General features: G+C 66.3%; 13 protein-coding genes. 7 read left to right on the forward strand and 6 right to left on the reverse strand.

Annotated elements, in window-relative coordinates; genetic code table 11:
- Window positions 1-97: 97 nt before the first annotated feature.
- From ACFOPH_RS17950 to ACFOPH_RS17975, 6 genes are all read left to right on the forward strand, one after another.
- Window positions 98-1,384, forward strand: a complete 1,287-nt coding sequence (locus ACFOPH_RS17950; RefSeq protein ID WP_379736741.1) for a hypothetical protein — start codon at window positions 98-100, stop codon at window positions 1,382-1,384.
- A complete protein-coding gene (locus ACFOPH_RS17955) occupies window positions 1,377-2,300 on the forward strand; it encodes an aminoglycoside N(3)-acetyltransferase (protein ID WP_312548495.1) in 924 nt (307 codons plus the stop codon). Before ACFOPH_RS17950 ends, ACFOPH_RS17955 begins: the two co-directional genes overlap by 8 nt.
- 108 nt (window positions 2,301-2,408) lie before the next feature.
- Window positions 2,409-3,167, forward strand: a complete 759-nt coding sequence (gene modA, locus ACFOPH_RS17960) for a molybdate ABC transporter substrate-binding protein (protein ID WP_312548494.1) — start codon at window positions 2,409-2,411, stop codon at window positions 3,165-3,167.
- Window positions 3,168-3,188: 21 nt separating this feature from the next.
- Window positions 3,189-3,860, forward strand: a complete 672-nt coding sequence (gene modB / locus ACFOPH_RS17965; RefSeq protein ID WP_312548493.1) for a molybdate ABC transporter permease subunit — start codon at window positions 3,189-3,191, stop codon at window positions 3,858-3,860.
- 11 nt (window positions 3,861-3,871) lie between these two features.
- The gene (locus ACFOPH_RS17970; protein ID WP_312548491.1) at window positions 3,872-4,573 is read left to right on the forward strand and encodes an ATP-binding cassette domain-containing protein; all 702 of its coding nucleotides are present in this window, start codon (window positions 3,872-3,874) and stop codon (window positions 4,571-4,573) included.
- A 58-nt stretch (window positions 4,574-4,631) separates the two neighbouring features.
- Window positions 4,632-5,447 (forward strand): TOBE domain-containing protein, encoded by an 816-nt coding sequence (locus ACFOPH_RS17975; RefSeq protein ID WP_312548501.1) that lies wholly within the window; start codon window positions 4,632-4,634, stop codon window positions 5,445-5,447.
- A 12-nt stretch (window positions 5,448-5,459) separates the two neighbouring features.
- On the opposite strand, the gene ACFOPH_RS17980 is transcribed toward ACFOPH_RS17975, so the two are convergent.
- The 6 genes from ACFOPH_RS17980 to ACFOPH_RS18005 form a co-directional block, all read right to left on the reverse strand.
- The gene (locus tag ACFOPH_RS17980; RefSeq protein ID WP_312548489.1) at window positions 5,460-6,881 is read right to left on the reverse strand and encodes a right-handed parallel beta-helix repeat-containing protein; all 1,422 of its coding nucleotides are present in this window, start codon (window positions 6,879-6,881) and stop codon (window positions 5,460-5,462) included.
- On the reverse strand, window positions 6,878-8,239 hold the full coding sequence (gene prsR / locus ACFOPH_RS17985) for a PEP-CTERM-box response regulator transcription factor (RefSeq protein WP_312548487.1): 1,362 nt from the start codon (window positions 8,237-8,239) through the stop codon (window positions 6,878-6,880). The genes ACFOPH_RS17980 and prsR overlap by 4 nt, the downstream gene beginning before the upstream one ends.
- A 13-nt stretch (window positions 8,240-8,252) precedes the next feature.
- Window positions 8,253-10,334, reverse strand: coding sequence for an XrtA/PEP-CTERM system histidine kinase PrsK (gene prsK / locus ACFOPH_RS17990; RefSeq protein ID WP_312548486.1), 2,082 nt, complete (start codon window positions 10,332-10,334; stop codon window positions 8,253-8,255).
- A 100-nt stretch (window positions 10,335-10,434) separates the two neighbouring features.
- Window positions 10,435-11,838 carry a TIGR03013 family XrtA/PEP-CTERM system glycosyltransferase gene (locus ACFOPH_RS17995; RefSeq protein WP_379736744.1) on the reverse strand — a complete coding sequence of 468 codons (1,404 nt, stop codon included), beginning with the start codon at window positions 11,836-11,838 and terminating at the stop codon, window positions 10,435-10,437.
- Window positions 11,839-11,869: 31 nt separating this feature from the next.
- Complete coding sequence (locus ACFOPH_RS18000) at window positions 11,870-12,922, reverse strand: SDR family oxidoreductase (RefSeq protein WP_312548484.1); 1,053 nt, start codon at window positions 12,920-12,922, stop codon at window positions 11,870-11,872.
- 115 nt (window positions 12,923-13,037) lie between these two features.
- Complete coding sequence (locus tag ACFOPH_RS18005) at window positions 13,038-14,327, reverse strand: nucleotide sugar dehydrogenase (RefSeq protein ID WP_379736746.1); 1,290 nt, start codon at window positions 14,325-14,327, stop codon at window positions 13,038-13,040.
- Between the two features lie 482 nt (window positions 14,328-14,809).
- Between ACFOPH_RS18005 and ACFOPH_RS18010 the strand changes: the two genes are divergently transcribed.
- Complete coding sequence (locus ACFOPH_RS18010) at window positions 14,810-15,883, forward strand: GNAT family N-acetyltransferase (RefSeq protein ID WP_379736748.1); 1,074 nt, start codon at window positions 14,810-14,812, stop codon at window positions 15,881-15,883.
- Window positions 15,884-16,090: the final 207 nt, after the last annotated feature.

Raw genomic sequence — 16,090 nt, forward strand, 5'->3', positions numbered from 1 at the left:
TCTTTTTAAAATGTATTTTTAGCAATTAGCTCATGGCAAAATAGCCTACTGGGATACCCGTGCCGGCTGAAGGCACTAACCGCATGCGAGGACACCAGTGCTAAAACTACTAAAATCGGTCAAGAACCATTTTTCCCCGCAACCAGCGCTGACGGTTCTCGCCCAGAGCGAGCTGAAGGCCGACATGCAGGGCTTGCCGGCGCACGATCCCGGTCCCGAAGCCGTGATCGCCGGCTGCACGACATGGTTATGCCTGGCGCAGGACAGGTCGGCATCGAACGATGGCGGCGTGGCGCGCGACTTCTCGCTGCAGAATGGCTGGGCCACCTCCTACCCCGAAACCACCGGCTACATCGTCCCGACCATGATCGCCATGGCGCACCGCAACGGCGACGCCAGCCTGCACGCGCGTGCGCGGCGCATGCTGGACTGGTGCGTGGCGATCCAGTTCGCGGAAGGCGGCTTCCAGGGAGGGAAGATCGATGCCAAGCCCCGTGTCCCGGTCACCTTCAACACGGGCCAGATCCTGCTCGGGCTGGCGGCCGGCGCCGCCGAATACGGCGATGCGCGCTACCTCGACGCCATGCACCGCGCGGCCGCCTGGCTGCGCGACAGCCTGGACGCCGACGGCTGCTGGCGCAAGTTCGGCACGCCGTTCGCCAAGCCTGGCGAGAAGGCCTACGAAACCCACGTGTCGTGGGGGCTGTTCGAGGCCGAGCGCGTTGCCCCCGGCCACGGCTACGGCGCCGCCGGCCTGCGCCAGGTGGAGTGGGCGCTCACCAAGCAGCAGGCGAACGGCTGGTTCGCTTCGAACTGCCTGACCGACGTCGACCATCCCCTCACCCACACCATCGGCTACGTGCTGCGCGGCGTGATCGAGGGCCAGCTGCTGTCCGGGCGCGCCGACCTGCTGGAGGCCGCGGCGCGCACCGCCAACGGCCTGCTCGGCGCGATCGACAAGGACGGCTACCTGGCCGGGCGCCTGGACCGCAACTTCGGCGCAGCCGCAAACTACGCCTGCCTGACCGGTTCGGTGCAGATCGCGCATTGCTTCTTCCTGCTGCACCGCCTGACCGGCGACGCCCGCTACCTGGCCGCCGGCCGCACCCTGAACGCCTTCGTGCGCCGCACCGTGCGCCTGGACGGCTCCGGCGACACGGTCGGCGGCATCAAGGGCTCGTTCCCGGTCGACGGCGCCTATGGCCAGTGGCAATACCTGAACTGGGCCGCGAAGTTCTGCATCGACGCCAATGTGCTGGAAGTCGAGCTGACGGCGGCCGTGCTGGCCGAGGTCGAGCTGGCAAAGGCCGGACTGGCATCGGTCCACCTGGCCAAGGCCGAACCGGCGCAAGCCGCGCTGGCGGGCAGCGACAGCGATGCTTAAGCCGCTCAAGAACATCGTCAAGGCGGTACTGGAAAGCACGCGCCGGCGCCGCAACGAACAGCAGATCCGCCGCTCGAGCCGGCTCGTCACGCGCGCCGAGCTGGCGCGCGACCTGGCGCGCCTGGGCATCGCGCGCGGCGACACGCTGTTCGTGCACTCGTCGCTGAAGAGCCTGGGCTATGTCGACGGCGGCGCGGCGGCGGTGGTGGGCGCGCTGCAGGACGCCGTCGGGCCGGAAGGCACGCTCCTGGTGCCGACCTATTACCTGCCGGCCGGCACCGTCAAGGCCGCATGCGAGATGGAAGGCTATGTGTTCGACCCGAACCGCCACGGCACCAACATGGGCCGCCTGCCCGAAACCTTCCTGACCCAGGCGGCGACCCACCGCAGCGTGCACCCGACCCATTCCGTGTCGGCCTGGGGCAAGCATGCGCAATTCCTGACCGAGGGCCACCACCAGGCGCCCTCGATCTTCGGCGCGGGTTCGCCCTGGCAGCGCTTCGTCGGCCTCGAGAACGCCAAGGTGCTGGGCCTGGGCGTGTCGATGGGGCCGGTAACCTTCTACCACGTGGTCGAGGATGCGCTCGGCGACGCCTTCCCCGAACCGGTCTGGGACGAGCGGACTTACCATATTCCCTGCCTGGACCGCGACGGCCGGCGCTGGGAAGTGCCGGTGCGGCCCTTCGCGCGCGCGGTGGCGGCGCGCCGCATCGACTACGCGGCGCGCGAGGACCTGCGCGACTACTTCCGCCGCGAATTCGAGCGCACCGGGCTGCGCGTGAACGGCCAGGTCGGCGACGCCGAAGCCTGGTTCATCCCGGCCCAGGGCTTCTTCGACCACCTGCAACTCCTCGCCGCCGACGGCATCACCATCTATTCGATGCCCGAACAGCTCGCCGCCAGGCCGCTGGTGTAAAAACTTCATCTGCGCAGGCACGCGTCCGGTGTATTCGCGGGAATCGCAATATACCGACGTATATAACGGTGGTACACTGGCAAGATCATCCACTTCTGGAGACTTCCCTTGTCCGCTTCCTTGCCTCGGCGCCTGCTTGCCGCCACCCTGCTGTTCACTGCGAGCGGCGTTGCCTGCGCCGCCGAGATTACCGTGTCCGCCGCCGCCAGCCTGACCGATGCCTTCAAGGACATCGTGCGCGGATACGAAGCGGCCCACCCCGGCAGCAAGGTGCTGCTCAATGTCGGCGCATCGGGAGCCCTGCTGCAACAGATCGCCAAGGGTGCCCCGGTCGACGTGTTCGCCTCGGCCGACCAGGAAACGATGGACGCCGCGGTGGCGCAGCAACTGGTGGCGCCGCGCGAGCGCGTCGATTTCGTGCGCAATTCACTGGTGCTGATCGTTCCGGCCGCCAGCACGCTGGATATCAAGCGTCTTGAGGATCTGCGCCAGGGCGCGGTCGCGCGCCTCGCCGTCGGCAACCCAGCCAGCGTGCCGGCCGGGCGCTACACGCGCCAGGCGCTCGGCGCCGCCGGGCTCTGGGAAGCGCTGGGCCCGAAAATGGTCATGACCCAGAACGTGCGCCAGGCGCTCGACTATGTGGCACGCGGCGAGCTGGACGCCGGCTTCGTATACGGCTCGGACGCGCGGTTGCTGAAGGACAAAGTGAAGGTGGCGCTGGAGCTGCCGCTCGCCACCCCGATCAGCTATCCGATCGCGGTCACCGCCGCCAGCAAGGAGGCCGCCGAGGCGCGCCGCTTCGTTGCCTGGGTCCAGGCGTCGGCGGCCCAGGCGGTCTTGGCGCGCTACGGCTTCCTTAAGCCCTGAGCGCCGCGCCCCGCTGCCATCATGCACCCGACTTGGACCGCCCTGGCGCTGTCGCTGAAGGTCGCCTGCTGGGCGACCGCGATCGCGCTCGTGCTGGGCGTGGCCGTCGGCTTCCTACTGGCGCGGCGGCGCTTTCCCGGGCGCGAGCTGCTCGATACGCTCCTGACCCTGCCGATGGTGATGCCACCCACCGTACTCGGCTACTACCTGCTGGTGCTGCTGGGCCGTGAAGGCCCGCTCGGCCGTGGCTTGCAGGCACATTTCGGCATCAACCTGATCTTCACTTGGCAGGGCGCGGTCATCGCCTCGGCGATCGTCGCCTTCCCGCTGGTGTTCAAGCCGGCGCGCGCCGCCTTCGAGACGGTCGACGCGCGCCTGGAGGACGCCGCGCGCGTGATCGGCATCTCCGAGACAGCAATCTTCCTGCGCGTCACCCTGCCGCTGGCCTGGCGCGGGATCCTGGCCGGCGCCCTGCTCGCCTTTGCGCGCGCAATGGGCGAGTTCGGCGCCACCCTGATGGTGGCCGGCAGCATTCCCGGCCGCACGCAGACGCTGTCGATTGCCGTCTACGAGGCGGTACAGGCTGGACAGGACGAGGCCGCCAACCTGCTCGTGCTGATCACCTCGGCGGTCTGCGTCGCCGTGCTGCTGACGGCCGGACGCCTGGCACCGGGACGCGTCGCCCAGCGCTGAAAGAAGTCATCGTGCATTTCGACATCGACATCCAGAAAACCCTGCGCTCGGGCAAGCGCGACTTCCGCCTCGACCTGCGCCTGCAGTCCAACAGCCGGCGCGTCGTCATCTTCGGCCCCTCGGGCGCCGGCAAAAGCCTGGCGTTACAGGCAATCGCCGGCCTGCTGCGACCGGACAGCGGCCGTATCGCGGTCGGCGGCGCGCTGCTGTTCGACGCGGCCCGCAAGATCGACCTGCCGCCCCAGGCGCGGCGCATGGGTTATCTGTTCCAGGACTATGCGTTGTTTCCGCACCTGAGCGTGCGCCAGAACATCGCCTTCGGACAGGCGCGCGGCTGGCGCAACCCGGGACGGGAGGTGCGCAGCGAGGCCGTCGAGCGCTGGCTCGCGGCCTTCCGCCTGGCGCACCTGGCGCACCAATTGCCGGCCGAGCTCTCGGGCGGCCAGCGCCAGCGGGTGGCGCTGGCGCGCGCGCTGGTCGCGCAACCGGCCGCGCTGCTACTCGACGAACCGTTCGCGGCACTCGACCCGGCGCTGCGCGCCGGCCTGCGCACCGAACTCGACTGCCTGCAACGAGAACTGTCGCTGCCGATGATCCTGATCACCCACGACCTGGCCGACGCCGAGGTCTTCGGCGAACAGGTCCTGCACCTGCGCGAGGGCAGGCTCGGCGCGGACCCGACTCTGCTTGCCGAAGAGGAAACACAAGGGTAGGATCTTGCTCTTGCGCGCCATCTGGTCGCCACCCATCCACCTGTCACGAGTCCGCCGTATGACAATCCCATCCGACAAGCCGCTCGAACTGCAAGGCTCGCTTTGGCTGACGGCCGGCGACGAGAATTTCGGCGGCGCGGGCCGCCTCGCCCTGCTGGCGAAGATTGCCGAGTGCGGCTCCATCACGCAGGCAGCGAAGGCGGCGGGAATGAGCTACAAGGGGGCCTGGGATGCGATCGACACCATGAACAACCTGGCGGGCGAGGCCCTGGTGGAACGCCAGGCCGGGGGCAAGGGTGGCGGCGGCACGCGCCTGACGGCGCGCGGCACGCAACTGGTCCGGAATTTCCAGCACGTGGAACAGGAGCACCGGCGCTTTATCGAACGACTGGGACGACAAAGCGCAGGTCTCGCCGACGAATACCTGCTCATCAGGAGAATCAGCATGCGCACCAGCGCGCGTAACCAGTTCCTCGGCAAGGTCGCCTCGATCAAAAGCGGCGCGGTGAACGACGAGATCGAACTCGACGTCGCTGGCGGACACCGAATCGTCGCCGTCATCACCCACGGCAGCACGCAGGAACTCGGACTGCAGGCTGGTGCCGAAGCCTTTGCACTGATCAAGGCCTCGTCCATCATTTTGATGGAGGGTGACGATGCCACGCGCGTCTCGGCGCGCAATCGATTGCGCGGCACCATTGCGCGCGTCCAGGCCGGCGCCGTCAACACGGAAGTGGTCATCGACCTAGCCGGCGGTGCGGCAGTGGCCGCTATCGTCACCAACGAGAGCAGCGAAGCGCTCGAGCTGGCTATCGGCAAGAGCGTCACGGCCATTTTCAAGGCGTCCAGCGTGATCCTGGCCGTGCCGGACTAAAGAGCCGGAATATCATTGGCCCGCGCCGGTCCGGCAGGCGGAAAAGTCCTCGAAAGCGCCGTAGGTCGCCGGCGCGCCGCGCGCCGCGCCGCACAGGTCCTGACCGGTGCCGGGCCCGCCGCGGCGCGGCGTCTCGCCGCGCCAGCGCAGGTCCAGCCGGCCCGGATCGGCGAACAGCGCGCGTTGCGGATGGCGGCCCAGATACAGCTGCCAGATCGGCGTGGCGAGATTCTCGCCCAGGCGCACGGCGCCGCCCTCGTCGCTGCGGATCGGGCCATCGACCAGATTGCCATCCAGCGTAGCGACGCTTTGCGGGAAGCGCACCTGCACCCCGGCCGTGTCGAGCAGGGTATTGTCGAGGATGCGGGTGCCGGCCGCGCTGTTCAGGTAGATGCCAACGTCCGAACAGCCGGCGACCAGGTTGGCGCGCATGATTCCCTCGTCGTGTTCGGTGATGCATTGACGGTCGCGGCAATATTTTTTGCCGGTGCCGCCGCCGCCGAACGACAGGCCGATGCGCTTGCCGCGTTCGCCCTGTAAAGCTTGCTCGCACAGCACCACGTTGCGCTCGAAGACGGTGCGCTGGGCGCCGCCCTTGGCAAAGGCGCCGTAGCTGGTGCCGTCGCCGCCGTGCTTGACGAAGTCGCGGATCAGGTTGGCGCGCACGGTCCAGTCGCTGGCGCCGACCAGGTCGACCGGCGTCACCGGCCGCGACGTGCGGCGCGCGCCGCCGTTGGACAGGGTGTTCGATTCGATCAGGCCGTGGTCCGGGAACACGCCCTTCTGGCCGTTGATCTTGAAGTGGGCATTGAAGTCGCGGATCGTGTTGTTGCGCGCCACGAAGTGATGGGCCCGGCCGACGACGTGAAAAGCGTGCTGGCAGTTGTCGTCGTAGCGGCAGGCGCCGCGGATGTCGAGGTTCTCGAAGCGCCAGTGGGGCGCCGACACCGTGACCCCTTCGCTGCTGTTGAAGGCGATCGTCACCGTGCCCGGGCGCTCGGCGCGCACCACGATCGGTGCGCTTTCGAGGCCGGGACGGCTGGCGAACAGCGTGCCCTTGACCGCATAGGTGCCGGGCAGGAAGGTGATGAGGTCGCCCGGCACGGCGCTGGCGAAGGCGCGGCGCGCTTCCTCGACGCTGGCCACCCGCCGTTCGTTGCCGCCGGCGGTCATGGCCGGGTCGGGCTGGGCGCCGACCGCCAGCGGCGGCAGCGCATAGCCCTGCCCTTCCCCGCGGTCGAGTCGCAGCAGCATGCCGGCGACGACGCGCCCCGCGCCTTCGATGAGGTCGTTGTGGCCGCTCGTACGGTGCAAAAGATAAGGCGCCAGGGCGCGCGGCGTGGCGCCCTGCGATTGCAAGTACGCGAGGCCGGCGGCGGCGGCGCCGAGTCCGAGCAGCGCCAGCAAGGCCAGCGCCCCGGCGGCACGCTTCACGTACCGGTCTTGATGTTGTGGCGGCTCATCAGGTCGTACATGGTCGGGCGGCTGATGCCGAGGATCTCGGACGCCTTGACGATGTTGCCGTCGACCCGGGCCAGGGCCTTGATGATGGCCTTGTACTCGGCCTCGTCGCGCACCTGGCGCAGGTTGATCGGCTCTTCTTCCAGCCCCTCGCCAGGCAGCCCGAGGTCGTCGGCCACGATGGTGTTCCCGTCGGCCATGATGACGGCGCGCTTGATGCAGTTTTCCATCTCGCGCACGTTGCCCGGCCAGGCATAGCCCTCGATCGCCGCGATCGCGTCCGGCGCGAAGTGCAGCGTGCCGCGCGACTCCTGGGCGCAGAATTTATTTTTGAAGTGGTGCGCCAGCAGGGCGGCGTCGCCTTCGCGCTCGCGCAGCGGCGGGATCGTCACCACGATCTCGGACAGGCGGTAGTACAAGTCCTCGCGGAAGCGGCCGGTGGCGCACAGTTCCTTCAGCTTCTGGTGGGTCGCGCAGACGATGCGCACGTCGACCGGGATCTCCTCGTGGCCGCCGATGCGCTCGATCACGCGCTCCTGCAGGAAGCGCAGCAGCTTGGCCTGCAGCGGCATCGGCAGGTCCCCGACCTCGTCGAGGAAGAAGGTGCCGCCGTGGGCCAGTTCCACTTTACCCTTGGTCTGTTTGGCGGCGCCGGTGAAGGCGCCCTTCTCGTAGCCGAACAGTTCACTTTCGAGCAGGTTTTCCGGAATGGCCGCGCAGTTGATCGCCATGAAGCGTTCCTTGGCGCGCGGCGACAGTGCGTGCACGGCGCGCGCCAGCACCTCTTTACCCGTGCCCGATTCGCCCAGCAGCATGACGGAAGCCGAGGTCGGCGCCACCTTTTCGACGCTGCGGCAAACCTTCAGCATCGAGGGCGCGCGCGAGATCACGCCCGACATCGGCGAATCGGCCTGTTCCCGCTGCATACGGCGGTTTTCCTGCTGCAGGTTGTGCAGGAAGAAGGCGCGCTGGATCACCAGGTTCAGCACCTCGGGGTCGCACGGCTTCTGGTGGAAATCGTAGGCGCCCAGGCCGATCGCCTTGACGGCGTTGGCATGGTCCTGGTTGCCGGTCAGGACGATCACGCGCGTGTCCGGCGCCAGGGCCAGGATCTGCTGCAGCGTCGCCAGGCCCTCGGTCGAGCCGTCCGGGTCGGGCGGCAGACCCAGGTCCATGGTGACCACGGCCGGCTCGTGGCGGCGGATCTGCGCCAGCGCCGCTTCGCGGTCGCCGGCGACCACGACGTCATAGGCGTCCAGGCTCCACTTGAGCTGCTTCTGCAGGCCCGGGTCGTCTTCGATGATCAGGAGTTTCGGTTTGTTCTGTGTCACGGTGTTCCTCGCGTCAGGCTGCCCGTTCGACGAGCAGCGCATCCTGCCGGTACAGCGGCAGGATGACGTTGAAAGTAGTGCCGGACGAAGGCCTGCTGGAGACTTCCAAGCGCCCGCCCAGCTCGTTGATGTATTCGCGGCTCTCGAACACGCCGATGCCCATGCCCGCCGACTTGGTCGACTCGAAAGGCTTGAACAGGCGCTCGCGGATGAATTCCTCGCTCATGCCTTCGCCGGTGTCGGCGATCTCGATCTGCACCGCTTCGCCGGCGCGCGCCAGGCGGATCGTCACGCTGCCGTCCTTCGGCGTGGCTTCGATCGCGTTCTGGATCAGGTGGCCCAGCACGCGCTCGAGACGCTCGCGGTCGGCCAGCACGCGCAGGCCGACGTCGACCACCTCGAGCTGCGGACGCGGCACGAACGCGGCCTTCTGCGCCATCGCCTGGCGCACCACCGCGTCCACCGCCAGCGGCGCCGGCTTTTCCTGGAGGTCGGTGCGGCTCAGCTTCTGCAGCATCAGCTTCATCTTCTGCACCGACAGCGACACCGTTTCCAGCATGTCGGCCTGGAACTCGGGATTATGCTTGTGCTTTTCGGCGTTGGCGTTCATCAGCGACAGCTGTGAGACCAGGTTCTTCAGGTCGTGCACGACAAAGGTCGACATGCGGTTGAAGGACTCGAACTGGCGCGCCACCATCAGGGCGTTGGCCGCTTCCTGCTGCGCCAGGTAGCTGGCGGCCTGGCTGCCCGCGATGTCGAGCAAATCGATCACTTCCCAATTGAGCTTGATCGGGCTGCGCGCGGTCTGCAGCACCACGAAGCCGAACAGTCTGCTACCCATCATCAGCGGCACCACCAGCCAGCCGCGCGGATACTCGCGCAGCCACTGCGGCAATTCGAGGCCGTCGTATTTTTCCGGCTCGGTGACGACTTCGCCCAGGTCGATCACCCATTGCGTGCGCTCGAGGAAGCGGCACAGGGCCGAGTCGCCCGGCTCGACCGTGTCGATGCCCGGCACCTGCCAGGCGGCGACCGGTTCGAAGGCGCCGGATTCGCGCCGCTGCCACAACTGTCCGCCGGGGCTTTCGACCAGGGCCGCCACCGCCTGGATGGCGCGCTCGCCGAGGTTGTCGCCGCCTTCGGACAGGGTGCGCGTGAAACGCATCCATTCCTCGCGGTAGTCGTAGCCGTAGCTGTAGAAATGCTTGCTGATGAAGACCTTCAGCCAGGCGCGGAAGGTGCCCGAGAACAGGATCCCGGCCAGCAGCAGCAAGGCGCCGAACAGGAAGGTCACCTGCATCACGGTGCCCCAGTTGCCGCCGAAGTAGCGCAGGTAGTAGCCGGCCGAGCCCATCGCCAGCAGGTAGATGGCCGAACCGAACAGCGCCGCCGAATGGAACATGGCGCGGCGCGACACCGCCAGCGGCGAGCTCCAGGACTTGGCGCGCGTCATCGACAGCGCGATCAGCGGCACGGTCAACGCGTTGACGACGCCGCGCGCGGCCCAGATGTCGGGATCGACCTCGCGGAACAGCATCGCGTGGCTGTACAAATAAAAGTCGTAGGCGAACATGCCGCCGATGGCCAGGCAGACGAACTTGATGGCCCAGCGTTCCTGCGCGGTCTTGTTGCGGTAGGCCTGCTCGACCAGCAGCATGCCGCCGACCGCCTGCGCCACGCGCGCCGTCACCGGCAGCACCGAGTCGAGCAGGGCCAGGTCCCAGTGGCCGGCAAAGGCGGCGACCAGCGCCAGCAGGTAGCACACGGCGGCCACGAACAGCACCGGGCGCAGGCCGAAGGGCAGGCGGCTGCCCGGCTTGTGGTAGTCGCCCAGCAGCACCACCAGGAACAGCGACCAGGCGGCGTTGCGCGCCACTTCCAGCGCGTCCGACAGGTCGGTCCACAGCATGCGGTCGAGCGCGGACGAGGCCAGCGCGCCGGCCCACAGCGCCGAGGCGACGCAAGCCAGGATCAGCACCGGCCCGTAGGCGCGGCCGCGCCAGCCCGCCAGCAGCGGCACGGCCAGGGCCACGAAGCCGAGGGCCGCCAACCCATGGCTGTAGGCGGCGATACTGGTCAGGGGAAGACTATCCATGGATCTCGTACCGGGCGCGGTGGTCCGGAGAATGCCTTGTCCCGGCCGCGGCCGGGACAAGGCGATGTTCGTACAGTTCGTGCAATCAGCAAGGAAACGGTCAGCGGCCGCTGCGGAACAGCACCACCTTGAGCGTATCGATCAGGATCAGGAAGTCGAGGAACAGGCTGTTGTTCTTCACGTAGTACAGGTCGTACTGCAGCTTTTGCAGCGCGTCCTCGGCCGAGGAACCGTAGCCGTAGCGTACCTGGGCCCAGCCGGTGATGCCCGGCTTGATGCTGTGGCGGACATTGTAGTACGGGACCACCTCGATCAGCTGCTCGACAAAATACGGACGCTCCGGACGCGGGCCGACGAAGGACATCTCGCCCTTGAACACGTTCAGGATCTGCGGCAGTTCGTCGATCCGGGTCTTGCGCATGAAGTTGCCGAAGCGCGTGACGCGCGGGTCGTTCTGCGCCGCCCACTGCGGCTTGCCGGCCTTCTCGGCGTCGGTGCGCATGCTGCGGAATTTATGCACGAAGAAGCTCTTGCCGTCCTTGCCGACCCGCTCCTGCGAATAGAAGATCGGGCCGCGGTCTTCCAGCCAGATGGCCAGCGCCGCCAGCAGCATCAGCGGGAAGGTGAACAGCAGGATCGCGGTGCTGCAGACCAGGTCGAAGCTGCGCTTCATGAAGGTGCGCACGAAACTCTGGTCGAAGCCGCCGCCGAACACCAGCCAGCTCGGCTGGATCGAGTCGACCCGGATCTGGCAGGTCTCGCGCTCGAAGAAGGTGGCGGCGTCGGTGACTTTCATGCCCTGCAGTTTGCAGTCCAACAGTTCCTTGATCGGGAAGCCGCCGCGGCGGTTCTGCACCGACACCACGATTTCCTGCACGTTGTACTGGCGCGCCAGCTTGACCAGCGAGTCGCCCTCGCGCACCTTCAAGAGGCTGTTCTGCGGCACGCACAGTTCCTCGCCGCTGGCGGGAATGAAGCCGGCGACGTCGTAGCGGTGATAGCGCGCGGCGCGGTCGGCCAGGTCGGCACATTCCTTGGCCAGCGGACCGCCGCCGAGGAACATGATGCGCGACTGCAGAAAGCGCGCTTCGGAGGTCTTGAAGAAGACCATGCGCGCCAGGTAGATCCCGACCGCCGACAGGGCGAACACCAGCAGCAGGATGCCGCGGCCCAGCGACAGCTCCGGCGCGATGTAGAACACCAGCGTCAGGATCAGGAATCCCATCACGAACGAGGGCAGCAGCTTCATGAGGAAGGGATGGCGCAGGCCGTCTTCGAAGTCGAGCTGGTACATGCCCATCGCGCTCATGCTGAACACGATGGCCAGCGCGAACGCGATCGCGGAGGTGAAGAAATGCTCGAGCGGGGGCAGGTTTACGCCATCGCCGAATTCCATGTAGCGCAAGGCCACGCCGGCATAGGCGGCGCCGAGCAGCACCAGCACCTCGACGACCAGCAATACGGATACGATCTTCGACACGTAGTGGTTAGAGATTCTAAACACGTCAGTCCTCCTGAATTCTTCTTACTTTTTCTTACTCGGATACCACATGCGAACCCTGGCCCAGCAGGTCTTGGACATACCAGTCCATCGCCTGGCGCAGGCCTTCGCCGATCCGGTGCGTGGGCGCATAGCCCAGCAGCGCGGCGGCCTTCCCGATGTCCGCCTGCGAATGGCGCACGTCGCCACGGCGGAAATCGACGTACTGCGGCTGGTGCGTCTCGACGTGCGGGAAGCGTTCCCGCAGCAGCTCGCGCATCATGCCGTACAGCTGGTTCAGGCTGGTGCGCTCGTTGAGCGCCACGTTGTAGACCTGGTTCACCGCTTCGGTGGAGGCCAGCGCCGCCAGCAGATTCGCCTGGACCACGTTGTCGATGTAGCAGAAATCGCGGCTGGTCTCGCCGTCGCCGTTGATGCGCAGCGGCGCGTTGCGGATCAGCGCGGCCACCCATTGCGGGATCACGGCGGCATACGCGCCGTTCGGATCCTGGCGCGGGCCGAACACGTTGAAGTAGCGCAGGCCGATCGATTCCATGCCGTAGGTACGGCCGAACACGTTCGCATACAGCTCGTTGACGTACTTCGTCACCGCATACGGCGACAGCGGATTGCCGATCACCTCTTCCACCTTCGGCAGGTCCGGATGGTCGCCGTAGGTCGAGCTCGAGGCGGCGTAGACGAAGCGGCGCACTTTCGCATCACGCGCGGCCACCAGCATGTTGAGGAAGCCGGTGACGTTGGTGGCGTTGGTGGCGATCGGATCGTCGATCGAACGCGACACCGAACCGAGCGCGGCCTGGTGCAGCACGAAGTCGACGCCGGCGCAGGCGCGCGCGCAGTCGGCTTCGTTGCGGATATCGCCCTCGATGAAATTAAATTTCATCCAGACGTCATTCGTGACAGATTCTTTCACCTGCTCGAGGTTGCGGCGATGCCCGGTGGCAAAGTTGTCGAGGCCGGTTACGCGCTGGCCGAGCTTGAGCAGCGCCTCGACCAGGTTCGAGCCAATGAAGCCGGCCGCGCCGGTGACCAGCCAGTGATGGCTGTGCTGGCCCAGATGCTGCCTTACGTCTTGAATCTTATTCACAGTTTTCGGAACACTTTCTCGATTGCGCGATGCGACAGATTGACCTCTGCATCCGGCGTACCGGACGCAGTCGACAAGGCCGCCACGGCAGCGGCGGCCTTGTCGCGGTCCGGCTTTACAGGCGCCAGACGCAGTAGCCGGCTTCTTTCAGCGCTTCCGGATCGAATTGCGACTTGACGTCGATGAAGCAGCCGCCGTCGTTGAGCTTGGACTGGAAGTCGGTCAGCGACAGCGCCAGCACTTCCTTGTGCGGCACGGCGGCGATCAGGGCGTCGGCCTTCGGCAGGCTGTCCCAGGATTCCAGCTTGATGCCGTACTCGTGCTCGGCCTCGCCGGCTTCGGCCAGCGGGTCGTAGACGTGGACGTCGACGCCGTAGCTTTCCAGCTCGTGCACGATGTCGGCGACCTTCGAGTTGCGCAGGTCCGGGCAGTTTTCCTTGAAGGTCAGGCCGATCACGTTGACCTTCGCGCCCTTGACCTGGAAGCCCGACGAGATCATCGACTTCACGGTCTTTTCCGCGACAAACTTGGCCATACCGTCGTTGATGCGGCGGCCCGCCAGGATCACCTGCGGGTGGTAGCCGACCATCTCGGCCTTGTGCGTCAGGTAGTAGGGATCGACGCCGATGCAGTGGCCGCCGACCAGGCCCGGACGGAAGGGCAGGAAGTTCCACTTGGTGCCGGCCGCCTTCAGTACTTCGAGCGTATCGATGCCGATCTTGTCGAAGATGATCGCCAGTTCGTTCATCAGCGCGATGTTCAGGTCGCGCTGGGTGTTCTCGATGACCTTGGCCGCTTCGGCGACCTTGATGCTCGAGGCGCGGTGCACGCCGGCGGTGATCACCGACTCGTACAGCTGGGCGATGCTTTCCAGGGTCTCGTCGTCGTCGCCCGACACGACCTTCAGGATCGTGGTCAGGGTGTGTTCCTTGTCGCCCGGGTTGATGCGCTCCGGCGAGAAGCCGACGTGGAAGTCCTCTTTCCACTTCATGCCCGAGTGTTTCTCCAGCAGCGGGATGCAGACTTCCTCGGTGGCGCCCGGGTACACGGTCGATTCGAAGACGACGATGGCGCCCTTCTTCATGTGCTTGCCGACCGTGGTGCTGGCGCCGGCCAGCGGGGTGAAGTCCGGGTTGTGGGCGATGTCGACCGGGGTCGGCACGGCGACCACGACGTAGTCGGCCTGGGCCAGCATGGTCGGGTCGGTCGTCACGTCCAGCTGGCGCGCGGCCTGCAGCTGTTCGGTGGAGACTTCGCCCGTCGGATCAATAAATTTCTTGTAGTTCTCGATTTTGGCGGCCGACAGATCGAAACCGATCGTTCGTACCTTCTTGCCGAATTCCACTGCCAGCGGCAGTCCGACGTAACCCAGTCCAACTACCGCGACGACCTGATCTGCTTTCATTATCAGCTTCCGTTATCGAATAAAGTTTTGCTATTATGCTAATTTTTAATATAGCATGGAAACAGGAGGCGCCTCAATATCGCTACTCCGTTTGTAGAACACCAACAACAAGCTTGATCAACCGATGTTGTATTTGCATCGGGACGCTTCCAATGCTGTCGGTTCCGTGCAAGCTTTGGATGACCCCGCCCAAGATACGCGACCGGTCTGCTTGCTTTTTGCCACGCGATGATGACGGGCGCATGACGCCACGCTCGGCATCGCGCTGCCTGTGGTGCCGACGGGTCTCACCGTCACGCATGCTGCATGGACACCGTGCAATATTAGCATTTTCTGAAATACAAGTTCCGTAAGAAAATGAATTGTGCGCACCCCACACGCTTGGCTTGATCGGCGTTAAAAAAGTTGTCAATCGTTTACAATCTGGCGCGAACAATCATGCATTGGCGATAAATCGCCGGTGTACACCGCAGGAGCAGCGCTTGAACGACCTCGAATTCGCCTACCTGAACAACGACTCCCCCGCCAACGACGAGCTCGACGCCTTTGCGCGCGCTCAAGCCGGCGCCAGCGCCTACCACTTGGCGGCCTGGCGCCGGGCCGTCGAGACCGCGTATGGCTATCCCGGCCAGGTGCTGGTGGCGCGCCGCGGCGGCGCGATCCAGGGCCTGCTGCCGCTGTCGGCGGTGGCCCGCCCGCTCGGTAAACCGCGCTGGATCTCGCTGCCCTTCTGCGACCTGGGCGGCCCGCTCGCCGCCACGCCGGACATCGCCGAGGCGCTGGCCGCGCGCGCGCGCAAGGACGTCGGCGCCGGCGGCGCAACCGGACTGGAACTGCGCTGCTCGGCGCCGGACACCGTGGAGGAAGCGGCGCTCGAAGGACGCAAGGTGCGCATGCTGCTCGGCCTGCCCGACAGCGCCGCCGCCTTGATGCAGAGCTACCCGCCCAAGCTGCGCAGCCAGGTACGCAAGGCGGAAAAGAATGGCCTGACGTCGGAAGTGGTGACGGGCGCGGCGGCGGTGGCCGAGTTCTACGACGTCTACAGCCGCAACATGCGCCGCCTGGGCAGCCCGCCGCACAGCCGCGGCTGGTTCGACGCGATCCACCGCCACTACAGCGCCAGCCAGGACATGTTCATCGTCATCGTGCGCCACGAAGGCAAGGCGGTCGGCGCCGGCTGGGTGCTGCTGTGCGGCGACAAGGCCGTCATCCCCTGGGCCTCGACCCTGGCCGACTACAACCCGCTGGCGCCAAACATGCTGTTGTATTGGGCGATCCAGTCCCGTTTGTGCGAAACCGGCGTGCGCCAGTTCGACTTCGGCCGTTCCACTTACGGCGAAGGCACCTATAAATTCAAGAAGCAGTGGGGGGCTGTGCCGGTGGCGCTCGACTGGAAAGAGTGGGACGCGCAAGGCGTTGCCCCCATCGTCGCGCCGACCACGGGCGGCGGCGCGAAGTCCAGCCTGCGTCCGCTGGTCGAAAGCGCCTGGCAGAAGCTGCCGCTGGCGGTGACCAATAGCCTAGGGCCGCGGCTGCGGCGCTACATCACCCTCTGATCCCCCTCAACAAGCGCCCCACCCTTCCCTGGGTGGGGCAGCTTATCCTCTTCTTTTAAATAACTAGCCAATCCCCGGCAGTTATTTAATAATGGAGATATTGCTGAATTAGCATCTTCATGATGCGGTGCCGCCTGTCGCCGGGCAGCGCCGGTCGATTTGCCTGGCTGGCGCGTGCATCCGGGACGCGCCCTTCTTCCACTTCGC

This window comes from Massilia haematophila (genome assembly GCF_042647645.1).
In the GTDB taxonomy this organism is placed as follows: domain Bacteria; phylum Pseudomonadota; class Gammaproteobacteria; order Burkholderiales; family Burkholderiaceae_D; genus Telluria; species Telluria haematophila.